This window comes from Sedimentimonas flavescens (assembly GCF_019264375.1).
In the GTDB taxonomy this organism is placed as follows: domain Bacteria; phylum Pseudomonadota; class Alphaproteobacteria; order Rhodobacterales; family Rhodobacteraceae; genus Rhodobacter; species Rhodobacter flavescens.
Genome location: NZ_JAHVAI010000002.1, coordinates 284,883 through 297,521, shown reverse-complemented (window position 1 = coordinate 297,521; position 12,639 = coordinate 284,883). Strand labels below are relative to the sequence as shown.

Below are 12,639 nucleotides of genomic sequence, written 5' to 3'. Positions count from 1 at the left end.
CGGGAAAAATGCGAGAGGGCGGATCGCCTCAGCCCATCACGCCCGCGCCTTTCAGCCCGTCGAGGATGAACTGGATCGCCAGCGCGGCCAGCAGCATCCCCAGCAACCGCGTGACGACCATCGTGCCGGTGCGCCCCAGAAGGCGCTCAAGCGGCGAGGCGAGGACGAAGAGCGTGAAGGTGCAGCTCAGCACTGCCAGCATCACCAGATGCACCAGCACGATATGCGTCGTATCCGCACCCGGCGCCCCTGCGAGCAGAATCATCGTGGCCATTGCGCCAGGCCCCGCGATCAGCGGCGTGGCGAGCGGAAAGACCGAGGGGTCGTGCTCGGGCTCGGCCTGCTGGCCCTCACGGCGTTGGGTGCGGCGCTCGAACAGCATGTCGAGCGCGGTCAGAAACAGCAGAACACCCCCGGCAATTCGGAAGGCGGGCATCGAGATGCCGATCCCCACAAGGATCTTGTCGCCGAAAAGACCGAACAGAGTCAGCAGGATCGCGGCGATTGTCACCGCGCGCAGCCCCACGCCAAAGCGCGCGCGGGCAGACATGCCTTGTGTCAGTGCAATGAACAGCGGCGCCAGGCCGATAGGGTCCATGACGACGAAGAGGGTGACAAAAGCGGTGACGTATTCGGCGCTCGGCATGGGCGGATCCTAGCTGAGGCGTTCGTCCTTCGCCAGCCCCGGCGCTGAGCCGTCATCGGTCTCGACGGGGGCGGGAAGGGCCGCGCGGATCTTGGCGGCGAGGCTTGCCGCACCCGCGCCGATTCTGGTGTCGTGATGCGCCGCGGCCAGAACCAGCAGATGCTCAAGCGCGGCAAGCTCCTCGGCGTTCAGCACGAGGGGCGGCAGGGCCATCGCGCGGCGCAGCATATACCCCACGCCGCGCTCGCCCTCGACCGGCAGGCCGTAATTCGCAAGCTCGGCCATGTCGCGCCAGATCGTGCGGTCCGACACCCCCAGACGTGCTGCAAGATCGCGCGCGCGGTGCATCCGCCCGTCGCGCAGGATCGCGATAATCTGTTGCAGCCGCTCGGTCCGGGTCATCTGGGTCTCCGTTTCTGGCAGCATAACGCGGCAGGGGGGCAACTGACAATGAACTGTCAGTAATCTGCGCGCCGAGTCCGGCGCGGGGCCAGAATCGGGCTTTGATCGCGCTGCCAAGGGGCCTAGATGTTGAATAGCTGAATAACTGGCATCGGGTGCGGCCCTTGCCATGAGGAGAAGACAATGCTCAACAATATCGGCCTTCCCGGCCTTCTTCTGATCGCGGTTGTGGTGCTGGTGCTTTTCGGGCGCGGCAAGATTTCCTCGCTGATGGGTGAGGTTGGCAAGGGCATCACTGCCTTCAAGAAGGGCGTTTCGGATGGCTCCAAGGAAATCGAGGACGCCACGGCAGACAGCGCGCGCGACGTGACGCCGGAAAACGACAAAGACAAGGTCTGAAGTCCCGGCCCGCAAGGGTGCAGGGTGGGCCGGAGGCCTGACGTTTCATGTTCGATATCGGTTGGAGCGAGCTTCTGCTGATCGGCGTTGTGGCGCTGATCGTCGTAGGGCCCAAGGACTTGCCTGGCATGTTTCACTCGCTTGGGCGGATGACGTCCAAGGCGCGTTCCATGGCGCGCGAGTTTTCGCGGGCGATGGAGGATGCGGCGCGCGAAAGCGGGCTCGATAAGGCGGCAAGCGGTCTGAAAGACATCAAGGATGCCGCCTCGAAGAAGTCGCTTGGTATCGACGCGCTGGAGCGCGCGACCGAGAAATTCGAGAAGTGGGAGCCGAAGCTGCCGGGCACGATCAAGACGCCCGAGCCGCCGAAATTCCCCACCGACCCCGAAGATTTCGACGAACCGACACCCGAGGAGCTGGAGCCCGAACCGGCCCCGGCCAAGCCCAAGCGCGCGGCCAAGCCCAAGGCCGCCAAGGCGACCGAGGCGAGCGCCGAAGCCAAGCCCAAGGCCGCGAAGCCAAAAGCCAAGAAAGCCCCCGCCAAGAAGGGTGACGCATGAGCGCCGAGGAACAAATCGAGGATACCGCCGCCCCGCTGATCGAGCATCTGGCCGAACTGCGCACGCGAATCCTGTATGCGCTTGGCGCCTTCGTCGTGGCGATGGTGATCTGCTATTCGGTCTGGAACCCGATCTTCAACTTCCTGACCCAGCCGATCTGCCACGCGCTGGACGAGCGCGGCCAGCAATGCGGCCTTTATCTGATCAAGCTTCAGGAAGGCTTCTTCGTCGCGATCAACATCTCTTTCGTGGGTGGCTTCGCGCTGAGCTTCCCGATCATCGGCTACCAGCTGTGGCGCTTTGTGGCGCCGGGGCTTTACCGCTCGGAAAAGCAGGCGTTTTTGCCCTTCCTGCTGGCGTCGCCTGCGATGTTCTTCGCCGGTGCGGCGTTTGCCTATTACATCATCCTGCCGATGGCCTTCACCTTCTTCCTCGGCTTTCAGCAGGGCGGTCTGGGCGATAGTGCAACGAATGAGCTGGCCTCGATCGGCTTTCAGGGCTCGGTGCAGGAATACCTTGGCCTGACGATCAAGTTCATTCTGGCCTTCGGCATCTGCTTCCAACTGCCGGTGCTGCTGACGCTGATGGGCAAGGCGGGGCTTGTCTCCTCGCAAGGGCTCGCCAGTGTGCGCCGCTACGCTGTGGTCGTGATCCTGATGGTGGCCGCCGTCGCGACGCCGCCCGATGTCATCAGCCAGGTCACGCTGTTTGCGGTGGTCTATGGCCTCTATGAAGTGTCGATCCAACTGGTCGCCCGGATTGAGCGCGTGCGCGAGGCAAAGATGCGCGCCGAGGGCACCTGGATGGATGAGGAAGCCGAAGAATGACCGACCCGCTGATCCGGATCGCCGAGGCGCTTGAGCGCCTCGCCCCCGCACCGGCCGCTGCGCCCGATTTCGGATCTGCCGACGCCTTCGTATGGCACACCGCCCCGGATCGGCTGGAGCCGGTCAAGACCGTCTCGCGCGTCGATCTCGCGCTGCTGCGCGGGATTGATCGCTCGCGCGATACGCTGCTGGCCAATACCTTGCAATTCGCTCGTGGGTTTGCGGCTAACAATGCGCTGCTTTGGGGTGCGCGCGGGATGGGCAAAAGCTCGCTCGTCAAGGCGGTCCATGCCGAGGTGATCCGTCAGGGTCAGAGCCTGAAACTGGTCGAACTCGCGCGCGAGGATCTGCCGTCGGTCGGGCGGCTCCTGAACCACCTGCGCAATTCGGGCCAGCGTTTCGTGCTGTTCTGCGACGATCTGTCGTTCAGCCATGACGACCAGCATTACAAGAGCCTGAAGGCCGTTCTGGATGGCGGCATCGAAGGCCGCCCGGCAAACGTGATCTTCTACGCCACTTCGAACCGGCGCCACCTGATGCCGCGCGACATGATCGAGAATGAACGCTCGACCGCGATCAATCCCTCGGAAGCGGTCGAAGAGAAGGTCTCGCTCTCGGATCGGTTCGGGCTGTGGCTGGGCTTCCACCCCTGTGGGCAAGATGAGTTCCTAGCGATGATCGAGGGCTACTGCGCGGCTTACGGCGTCGAGATTTCCGCCGCCGATCTGCGCGCCGAGGCCATCGAGTGGCAGGCGACCCGCGGCGGGCGCTCGGGGCGCGTGGCCTGGCAGTATTTCACCGATCTGGCGGGGCGGCGCGGAATCGCGCTCTGATCTTTTCTTCTGCGGCGCAGCATGGCACTTTGCGACCATGCCCGATACTTCTGAGACCTCCCCCTCGGCCTTCAAGCGCTTGACACTCGTGGGCGGGCCGCTGGCTTTGGCGGTGACCTTGCAGATCGCACCGCCGCCGGGGCTGACGCCTGAGGGCTGGCACCTGTCCGGCATCGTTGTGTGGATGGTGATCTGGTGGCTGGGGCAGGCCGTGCCGATGGCCGGAACGGCACTGTTGCCGGTGGTGCTGATCCCGCTGATGGGGATCGCGCCCGTCGACGAGGTCACTGCGCAATATGCGAATCCGTTGATTTTCCTGTTTCTCGGCGGCTTCCTTATGGCCTCGGCAATGCAGGTGCACGGTTTGCACCGGCGGATCGCGCTGGCCATCGTCGGCTATGCCGGAGAGGCCGCTGGCCGCATCGCCGGGGGCTTCATGCTGGCGACCGCGCTGCTGTCGATGTGGATATCGAACACCGCGACCGCGATGATGATGTATGCCGTCGCGCTTTCGGTGATCGAATTTGTCGCCGCGCAAAACGACAACCCCGAGGCCGCGCGCCGGTTCGGAGTGCGGCTGATGCTGGGGATCGCCTATGGCGCCTCGATCGGCGGGGTGGCAACACTCATTGGCACGCCGGGGAACGCGCTCTTGGCCTCGGTCCTGCGCGAAAGCTACGGGATCGAGATCGGCTTTGGTCAGTGGATGCTTCTGGGCCTGCCGCTGACGTTGATCATGTTGCCCTATGCGCATTTCCTGCTGCGGCGAATGTTCCCGTCGCACGGGCTGCAACTGACGGGTGCGCATGGCCTGATCCGGGCCGAACGCGCTGCACTTGGCCCGATGAGCCGTGCCGAGATCTCGGTGGCCGTGGTCTTTGCGGCGATGGCGCTTGGCTGGATGACGCGCGGCGCGCTCGGCCTGCCGATCAGCGATGCGGGGATCGGCGTTGCCGGGGCGCTGATCCTGTTCGTCCTGCCGGATGGTCGCGGAGGCCCCGTGCTGCGGTGGGAGGCCACGCAATACCTGCCCTGGGGCGTGCTCATCCTTCTTGGCGGCGGGCTTGCGCTGGCACGTGGGATCGAGGTTACAGGACTTGGCGACTGGATTGGCAGCGGTCTGGCAGGGCTGCATGGATTGCCGCTATGGGCGCTGATCCTGACCGTCATCGTTACGGCGATCGTACTGACCGAGGTGACCTCGAACACCGCTGTCACCGCAACCTTCGTGCCGGTGCTGGCCGCCGTGGCGCTTGGGTTGGGGGTGGATGTGCCGTGGTTGACGCTGCCCGTGGCGCTGGCCTCCTCCATGGCCTTCATGATGCCAATCGCGACGCCGCCCAATGCCATCGTTTTCTCGTGGGAGGGGCTGCGCCTGTCCGACATGCTGCGGGCGGGTTTTGCGATGCACCTGCTCTCGATCTGCGGGATATTCGCCGTGGTCGAACTGCTCGCGCCCCTGATCTTCGGGCTGACCCGGTAAAACGAAGGGGCGCCGAAGCGCCCCCGGGGTCATTGCAGGTAGGGCATCGGGTCGAGGCTGTCGAGGCCCTGGCGCACCTCGAAATGCAGATAGCCCGGCTGGCTCGGCGCGACCTTGGCGATGGTCTGGCCGCGCTTCACGTCATCGCCCTTCTTCACCTGAATGTCGGTGACGTTGTAGTAGATCGTCACCAGGCCGTTGGCGTGCTTGATGCCGACGAAATAGACCTTCTCGGTATCCTGGCTGAGCAGCAGAACCTTGCCGGCCTCGGCGGCGGCGACATTGGTGCCGGGCGTCGCGGCGATGTCGATGCCGTCGTTCTTCTTCTTCACGTAGGGCCGGATGACTGCGCCCTGCACCGGCATTTGCAGCTTCGACTTTGCGGCAGCGGTGCGCGAGGCGCCAAGGTCGGGGGCCGCGCTCTTGTCGACCGGGGCCGAAGCCTTGGGCGGGGTTTCGGAGGGCAGCGGCTTGGCGGCCGAGGGCGGCGTCGGCGTGGGCGAACCCTGACCCGGCTGCGTTGTCGCGGATGCGGTCTTGGGCGGCGCGGCATTGGCCACGGGGATCATCAGATACTGGCCTTCCCGCACGCTCAGATCGGCGGGCAGGCCGTTCCATTCCGCCAGCGAACGGACCGACACGTTGTAATAGCGCGCGATCGAATAGGCGGTCTCGCCACGGGCAACCTTGTGGCGCACGGGCTCGGCCGAGGGTGTGGCGGGTTTCGCCGCAGCAGCAGGGGCGCTGGCCTCGGCCCGGTCGATGGCGTTCGAGGCAAGCGAAGTGATCGAGATTGCCTCGGAGCCGATAGCGCCGGTGTTGGTGGGCGCTGCGGCCTCGGCCACGCGGCGGGGCAGGGAGAGCACCTCTCCCTCACGCAGCGGGGCGGTGGGCGAAACAGCGTTATAGCGCGCAAGCTCCCCCGCATCGGCGCCAACGCGCGCGGCAACCGAGGCCACCGTATCGCCGCGACGTGCGACGGCAACCTGGTAATTCGGGTAGGAGATGACCCCGCGCGCATCGGGGGTCGGGCGCGCGGCAGTGGCCTGACGCGCGGCATCCGAGGTATCAAAGCCGATCTGACCGAAGTTGCGCAGGTCGGCGTCGAATGTGCCGGTCGAGTCGCAGCCCGCCAAGGCGGCTACGGCGCAGCCGGCCAGCATCAGGCGGCTCAGGCGCAGAGTCGGTCGTGCGGGAAAGGGCGTTTTCATCTGCTCGGTCCTCGTCATTCGTGCCGCGCCCCTGTGACCGGGGCTTTGCGGTCGTGTCAGTCGCTTGCCATGCCTTCGACAAGCGGAACAAAGCGCACGGGGCGCAATTCCTCGTAATCGAACCCGGTTTCCAGACGCTTCACGCGGATCAGGCTTTGCACCGTGTCAGACTGTCCCACCGGAAGAACCATGATACCGCCGATCTTGAGCTGCGACAACAGCGGGCCCGGCGGGTCCTCGGCGGCGGCGGTCACAAGGATGCGGTCGAAGGGCGCCTGTTCGGGCAGGCCGCGCGATCCGTCTGAAGCCAGGGTCACGATATTGGTCATGTTGAGCGCGCGGAACAGCTCCTCGGCCTCGCGCACAAGGCGGCGATGGCGATCCACGGTATAGACGCGCCGCACCAGCAGCGACAGGACCGCCGCCTGATAGCCCGAACCGGTGCCGATCTCTAGCACGGTATCGCGCGGTCCGACCTGGAGCGCCTGCGTCATCAACCCCACGACCGAGGGCTGCGAGATGGTCTGTCCGCAGGCGATCGGCAAGGGCATGTCCTCATAGGCGCGATCCGAGAAAATGCCGCGCACGAATAGCCCGCGGTCGATCTTCTCCATCGCGTTCAGCACGCGCGCGTCCGTCACCCCCTTGGAGCGCAGCGCGAAGAGGAAGCGCATCTTGCGCTCGGCCAGCTCTTCGGGGCTGCTCTCGGGGTGAGGGTCGTCGCTCATGCCAGCCGCACCTCAAGGTCTTTCAGAACGTCATGCGCGGTCAGGTCGGCGCGCATCGGCGTGACCGAGATCCAGCCCTCGAGGTTCACCGCCGCATCCGTGCCCGGCGCGGTCGCATTGTGCTGCGGCCCGCCCTTGATCCACAGGAAGCGGCGCCCGGTGGGCGAGTGGTGCGGCTCGACCGAGAAGAAGCTATCGGTACGGTAACCCTGCGCCGCGACCTTGAAACCCTGTACTTCAGCGGCCGGAACCGGTGGGAAATTCACGTTGTAGAACACGCGGTAGGGGCCATCGTCCCAGATCGCGCGGCCCCACAGCTTGCGCACCAACGCGGGGCCGTGGACGCGCGCGGCCTCGAACGGGTCTATCCCGGGGCCCATGCATTTCGGGCCAAGGAACTGCGAAAGCGCGATGGCGGGGATGCCCTGAAGTGCGGCCTCCATCGCGCCGCCAAGCGTGCCCGAGTAAAGCGCGTTCTCGGCCGAGTTGTTGCCCCGGTTCACGCCCGACAGGATCAGGTCGGGGCGGCCATCATTCAGCACATCGTAAAGACCCGCGAGCACGCAATCGGCGGGGCTGCCCTCGGCGGCGTAGCGGCGCTCGTCCAGACGCTCGATCATCATCGGGTGGGTGTAGCTGATGCAATGCCCCACGCCAGACTGCTCGAACGCAGGCGCCACGGTCCAGACATCGCCGTCGGGGCCGGCAAGCTCGGTCGCGATGTGATGCAGAACCTCAAGACCCGGCGCGTTGATGCCATCGTCATTGGTGATGAGAATGCGCATACTGCCCCCCGTGCCGCTGTTTTTCCCTGCTTATCCTTTGGGGGCGGGGTCGTAAAGCGGTTGAGGTGGGTGCGGCGCTATTGTCGCGTCAGAGCAGCGCCACGATACGCGCAGCCTCGGCTCGCGGATCGGCCAGCGGCGCGCGGTCTTCGCTGGGGAAGAAGCGCGCGCGGGTGGCTGTGGGCATCGGCGCCGGGGTATCGATCAGCACCTGCGGCCCGATCTTGACGTTCTCGGCCTGCCAGCTGCGCACCAGCGCCATCTGCGCGGCCTTGGTCGCGCCGTAAGAGCCGAAAAACTTCTCGCCCGCGTGGATGTCATCAAAGAACATCGCCGCGCCATTGCCCGCGCGCAGCAGCGGCTCGATCAGCGGGATCAGGGTCGCAGTCGCGGTCAGGTTGGTGGCGACCGATTTGGTCATGTCCTTGCCGGCGATATGTCCGGCCGGAGCCAGCGGCGCCGCATGGATTGCCGCATGCACCCAAAGCTGCAATCCGCCCCAACGCGCAGCGATCGAATCCGCCAGATGCTTCATCTGGTTCTCGTCGGTGACATCAAGGGGGGCGAGCGTCGCCGTGCCTCCAGCGGCCTGAATACGATCGTCAAGCTCTTCAAGCCCGCCCACCGTGCGGGCCACCGCCATCACGTGCCAGCCCGAGGCGGCAAGGGACTCGGCCATGGCGCACCCCAAACCGCGCGAGGCGCCGGTCACGAGGGCCAGTTTCTTGGGTTCCAGCGGGGCGGTGTCGGTTTTGCTCATGCGGTGCTGATGCCAGAGGCTGTGCAATCGCGCAAGGGGGTCGCTTATGCTGCGGCGGCGTGGCGCATTCGAAGATCTGCAACTCTTCGACGCTCGAAGCTAGACCTGTTTGCAGATATGCTCATTCGTTCCGTCACGAGATTGACAGGCGGGCCTTCAAAAACAGTTTGCCGGGCAATGCTTCACCTATGCGGAAGCTCCTGCCATGACGCTTTCGAAGGCCCTCGTACCCTCCAACGCGATCGTCACCCGTGTCGCGATGGTCGCCGTTGCCGGTATCGCGGCTGACCGTGGCGTGAAGTCCTTTGTCGGCCTCTCTGTCGCCGGTCTGATCGCCGGAGCCGTACTTGATGTTCCGGGCCTTGCCTGGCCTGCGCTTGTGCTTGGCAAATCGGTTCCCGAACTGCGTTCGGGCTGGATGATGCCGTTCTTGGCGGGCGATACCGTCAAGGCGATCATTGCGGCTCTGATCGTGTCGGGTGGCTGGAGCGTTCTGGCCAGGCGCCACGCCTGATCGGCCCAGTTATCGGCCCAGTTATTGTTAGGAAGACGCCGCCCAAGGAGCGGCGTTATTCGTTTCTTTATAGTGCTTTATGTGCCTGACTTGAGGCGCCCGAGGGCGGCGGTGCACATCCCGAAGGCAAGCCATTGGCACGGCGCGCAGATCTCCGAGAGCGCATTGTCCGGAAGCGCCCGCATCCGTTCCCGCGCCTCCCCCCATGTCAGCTTGTCGCCCGGTTTCAGTCCGAGGGCGGCGGCATGGGCCGCGTCAAGCTGGTTGATGTGGTAGCCGCTGCCGCAAGCGGTGCCGCGGCGCGACGGGCAGGGGGCGCAGATATCATCTGTGTCTTCGACGACCTCGATCACGACCTCATCCCCGCGTGCGGCACGCAGGCGCCCCATCACGATAGCCGTCATGTTGGTGGTGAACTCGGGCGAGTAGCCCTTGCCCTCAAAGCCGAGCGAGCACAGGAAATGGTGCGGCCGGTAGCGCAGTGGAGTGTCGTTCATGGCTCTCTCCCTTCAAACGCCAAAGGCCGGGGAAAACCCCGGCCTTCGTCTGTCTGTCCCGCGAGATCAGCGGTTCTCGACATCGAGATAGTCGCGACCTTCGGAGCCGGTGTAGAGCTGGCGCGGACGGCCGATCTTGCCCGCCGGGTCCGAGATCATCTCTTTCCACTGCGAAATCCAGCCGACGGTGCGCGAGAGCGCGAAGATCGGCGTGAACATCGAGGTGGGGAAGCCCATCGCTTCAAGGATGATGCCCGAGTAGAAGTCGACGTTCGGGTAGAGCTTCTTCGCGATGAAGTATTCGTCGTGAAGCGCGATCTGCTCCAGTTCCTTGGCGACCTGCAGCAGCGGGTTGTTGTGCACGCCCAGCAGATCCAGAACCTCGTCGGCCGATTCTTTCATGACCTTCGCACGCGGGTCGAAGTTCTTGTAGACGCGGTGACCGAAGCCCATCAGCTTGAAGGGGTCGTTCTTGTCCTTGGCGCGGGCGATGAACTCGGGGATGCGGTCAACGGTGCCGATTTCGCGCAGCATCTCGAGGCAGGCCTGGTTGGCGCCGCCGTGGGCGGGACCCCAGAGGCAGGCGATGCCGGCAGCGATACAGGCGAAGGGGTTGGCGCCCGACGAGCCGGCCAGACGGACGGTCGAGGTCGAGGCATTCTGCTCGTGGTCGGCGTGGAGCATCATGATGCGGTCCATCGCCTTGGCCAGCGCGGGCTGCACGGTATAGGTCTCGGCCGGGACCGAGAAGCACATGTGCAGGAAGTTCGACGCGTAGTCGAGATCGTTGCGCGGGTACACGAAGGGCTGACCGATCGAGTACTTGTAGGCCATCGCGGCGATCGTCGGCAGCTTGGCGATCATGCGCATGGCGGCAACTTCACGCTGCCACGGATCGTTGATGTCAAGGCTGTCGTGGTAGAAGGCCGACATGGCGCCAACGACGCCGACCATGGTCGCCATCGGGTGGCTGTCACGGCGGAACCCACGGAAGAAGTTGTGGATCTGCTCGTGCAGCATGGTGTGGCGAGTGATGCGGCCTTCGAAGTCAGCCATCTGCTCTTTGTTCGGCAGCTCGCCGTTCAGCAGGAGGTAGCAGACTTCAAGATAGTGCGACTTGTCGGCCAGCTGCTCGATCGGGTAGCCGCGATACAGAAGCTCGCCCTTGTCGCCGTCGATATAGGTGATCGCCGAGTCACAGGCCGCAGTCGAGGTAAAGCCGGGATCATAGGTGAACACGTCCGCCTGCGCATAGAGCTTGCGGATGTCCAGAACGTCGGGACCCACGGTGGGCGAGAGCACCGGCAGATCGTAGGTGTTTCCGTCAAGCGTCAGTGTGGCAGTTCGTTTGGTGTCAGCCATGAGCTTCCCTTTCCTGTCGTCCGGCTGGGCCCGCCGGGTGCTGTGTTCCGGATTTTCCGGAGTGGCGGCCCGCCCTCAGGCCGCCTGATCATTCAGTCGGGCCAGAGTTTCATCTTGGCCCAAGACGAGCATCATATCGAACACGCTCGGCGTCACACTGCGCCCAGCCAGAGCGGCGCGGAGTGGGGCGGCAAGTTTGCCAAGTCCCAGCCCATGCGCCTGCGCTACGTCGGTTACGATGGCCTCCAATTCCTCACGCATCCAGCTAGCATCTTGCAGTCGCGGCGTCAATTCTTTCAGTATACCACGGGATACAGTATCAAGGGCCTTCGCGGCCTTCTCTTCGATGTTGAGCGGTCGCGAAGTCAGTGCGAACTGCGCCTTTTCAATGAGTTGCGGGAAAGTTTTGGCACCGCCTTTCAGGAAGGGAAGCGAAGCGGCCAGACCTTTGCGCTGCATTTCGCTCAGCGCGGGTTGCTGCGCTGCGGCCAAATACCCCTCGATTTCGCTCAGCAATGCAGCATCCTCGGCGATCGAGATGTGCTGACCGGAGATATTTTCGAGCTTTTTGAAGTCCAGCCGCGCGGGCGAACGGCCGATTCCCTCCAGCTCGAACCATTCCTTGGCCTGTGCGTCGGTGAAGAACTCGTCGTCGCCATGGCTCCAGCCAAGGCGTGCCAGGTAGTTGCGCATCCCGGCGGCGGGGTAGCCCATCGCCTGGTATTCCTCGAGCCCGACAGCGCCGTGACGCTTCGAGAGTTTCTTGCCATCGGGGCCATGGATCAGCGGGATATGCGCGAAGACCGGAACGTCCCAGCCCATCGCATTATAGACCTGCACCTGGCGCGCCGAGTTGGTCAGGTGGTCGTCGCCACGGATCACATGGGTCACGCCCATGTCGTGATCGTCCACCACCACGGCCAGCATATAGGTGGGCGTGCCGTCCGAGCGCAGGCAGACCATGTCGTCAAGCTGGTCGTTACGGAAGGTCACGTCGCCCTGCACCTTGTCGGCGATCACCGTGGCGCCCTCATGCGGCGCCTTGAGCCGGATGACATAGGGCGCGTCGGGATGCGTCGCCGGGTCGGCATCGCGCCAGGGCGATTGGAACAGGGTCGAGCGTCCCTCGGCCCGTGCCGCTTCGCGGAAGGCCTCGATCTCTTCTTGCGGCGAGAAGCACTTGTAGGCCTTGCCATTGGCCAGCATCTGATGCGCGACCTCGGCGTGACGGGGCGCGCGCTCGAACTGGCTGATCGGCTCGCCGTCATAATCGAGGCCCAACCATTCGAGACCCTTCAGGATCGCCGCCGTCGCCTCGGGGGTTGAGCGCGCGCGGTCGGTGTCTTCGATACGCAGCAGGAACGTGCCACCATGGCCCCGGGCGAAGAGCCAGTTGAACAGGGCCGTGCGCGCGCCGCCGATATGCAGATATCCGGTGGGCGAGGGGGCGAAGCGGGTGACGATCTTCTGCGACATCGGGGCCTTTCCTGCGCGCGGGCCATCGGGTCGCCGCGCGTTAACCTTTTGCTAACCACGAAGCCCTTAGGCTTCCTTGCGCAGATGCATAAGCAGGCTGAGGCTGAGAAACAAGCGTGGGATCGGATGGCGCGGGCCAGATCGGGGTTTCTGGGG

At 64.7% G+C, this 12,639-nt stretch carries 15 protein-coding genes; 6 read left to right on the top strand and 9 right to left on the bottom strand.

What is annotated here, in order from left to right:
- Positions 1–28: 28 nt before the first annotated feature.
- Complete coding sequence (locus tag KTQ37_RS04560) at positions 29–646, bottom strand: MarC family protein (protein ID WP_218629286.1); 618 nt, start codon at positions 644–646, stop codon at positions 29–31.
- Positions 647–655: 9 nt separating this feature from the next.
- Complete coding sequence (locus tag KTQ37_RS04555) at positions 656–1,048, bottom strand: helix-turn-helix transcriptional regulator (protein ID WP_218629285.1); 393 nt, start codon at positions 1,046–1,048, stop codon at positions 656–658.
- 183 nt (positions 1,049–1,231) lie between these two features.
- Here KTQ37_RS04555 and KTQ37_RS04550 point away from each other — a divergent pair, with 183 nt between their 5' ends.
- From KTQ37_RS04550 to KTQ37_RS04530, 5 genes are read left to right on the top strand one after another with little or no spacing between them, the layout of a single operon-like run.
- Positions 1,232–1,447 carry a twin-arginine translocase TatA/TatE family subunit gene (locus tag KTQ37_RS04550; RefSeq protein WP_218629284.1) on the top strand — a complete coding sequence of 72 codons (216 nt, stop codon included), beginning with the start codon at positions 1,232–1,234 and terminating at the stop codon, positions 1,445–1,447.
- 47 nt (positions 1,448–1,494) lie between these two features.
- Positions 1,495–2,007, top strand: coding sequence for a Sec-independent protein translocase protein TatB (gene tatB / locus KTQ37_RS04545; RefSeq protein ID WP_218629283.1), 513 nt, complete (start codon positions 1,495–1,497; stop codon positions 2,005–2,007).
- Positions 2,004–2,834 carry a twin-arginine translocase subunit TatC gene (gene tatC, locus KTQ37_RS04540; RefSeq protein WP_218629282.1) on the top strand — a complete coding sequence of 277 codons (831 nt, stop codon included), beginning with the start codon at positions 2,004–2,006 and terminating at the stop codon, positions 2,832–2,834. The genes tatB and tatC overlap by 4 nt, the downstream gene beginning before the upstream one ends.
- On the top strand, positions 2,831–3,667 hold the full coding sequence (locus KTQ37_RS04535) for an ATP-binding protein (protein ID WP_218629281.1): 837 nt from the start codon (positions 2,831–2,833) through the stop codon (positions 3,665–3,667). Before tatC ends, KTQ37_RS04535 begins: the two co-directional genes overlap by 4 nt.
- A gap of 37 nt (positions 3,668–3,704) precedes the next feature.
- Positions 3,705–5,150 carry an SLC13 family permease gene (locus KTQ37_RS04530; protein WP_218629280.1) on the top strand — a complete coding sequence of 482 codons (1,446 nt, stop codon included), beginning with the start codon at positions 3,705–3,707 and terminating at the stop codon, positions 5,148–5,150.
- Positions 5,151–5,179: 29 nt separating this feature from the next.
- Here KTQ37_RS04530 and KTQ37_RS04525 read toward each other — a convergent pair whose 3' ends face one another.
- From KTQ37_RS04525 to KTQ37_RS04510, 4 genes are all read right to left on the bottom strand, one after another.
- A complete protein-coding gene (locus tag KTQ37_RS04525) occupies positions 5,180–6,361 on the bottom strand; it encodes a peptidoglycan DD-metalloendopeptidase family protein (protein ID WP_404830291.1) in 1,182 nt (393 codons plus the stop codon).
- A gap of 56 nt (positions 6,362–6,417) precedes the next feature.
- Positions 6,418–7,089: a protein-L-isoaspartate(D-aspartate) O-methyltransferase gene (locus KTQ37_RS04520; protein WP_218629279.1), complete on the bottom strand. Its 672-nt coding sequence runs from the start codon at positions 7,087–7,089 to the stop codon at positions 6,418–6,420.
- Positions 7,086–7,874 carry a 5'/3'-nucleotidase SurE gene (gene surE, locus KTQ37_RS04515; RefSeq protein ID WP_218629278.1) on the bottom strand — a complete coding sequence of 263 codons (789 nt, stop codon included), beginning with the start codon at positions 7,872–7,874 and terminating at the stop codon, positions 7,086–7,088. The genes KTQ37_RS04520 and surE overlap by 4 nt, the downstream gene beginning before the upstream one ends.
- A gap of 88 nt (positions 7,875–7,962) precedes the next feature.
- The gene (locus tag KTQ37_RS04510) at positions 7,963–8,634 is read right to left on the bottom strand and encodes an SDR family NAD(P)-dependent oxidoreductase (protein WP_218629277.1); all 672 of its coding nucleotides are present in this window, start codon (positions 8,632–8,634) and stop codon (positions 7,963–7,965) included.
- Between the two features lie 205 nt (positions 8,635–8,839).
- Here KTQ37_RS04510 and KTQ37_RS04505 point away from each other — a divergent pair, with 205 nt between their 5' ends.
- Positions 8,840–9,148: a biotin transporter BioY gene (locus tag KTQ37_RS04505; RefSeq protein WP_218629276.1), complete on the top strand. Its 309-nt coding sequence runs from the start codon at positions 8,840–8,842 to the stop codon at positions 9,146–9,148.
- A gap of 77 nt (positions 9,149–9,225) precedes the next feature.
- On the opposite strand, the gene KTQ37_RS04500 is transcribed toward KTQ37_RS04505, so the two are convergent.
- The 3 genes from KTQ37_RS04500 to gltX form a co-directional block, all read right to left on the bottom strand.
- Positions 9,226–9,645 carry a DUF1284 domain-containing protein gene (locus tag KTQ37_RS04500; protein ID WP_218629275.1) on the bottom strand — a complete coding sequence of 140 codons (420 nt, stop codon included), beginning with the start codon at positions 9,643–9,645 and terminating at the stop codon, positions 9,226–9,228.
- A gap of 66 nt (positions 9,646–9,711) precedes the next feature.
- Positions 9,712–11,007 carry a citrate synthase gene (locus tag KTQ37_RS04495; protein ID WP_218629274.1) on the bottom strand — a complete coding sequence of 432 codons (1,296 nt, stop codon included), beginning with the start codon at positions 11,005–11,007 and terminating at the stop codon, positions 9,712–9,714.
- Between the two features lie 75 nt (positions 11,008–11,082).
- A complete protein-coding gene (gene gltX / locus KTQ37_RS04490; RefSeq protein ID WP_218629273.1) occupies positions 11,083–12,483 on the bottom strand; it encodes a glutamate--tRNA ligase in 1,401 nt (466 codons plus the stop codon).
- Positions 12,484–12,639: the final 156 nt, after the last annotated feature.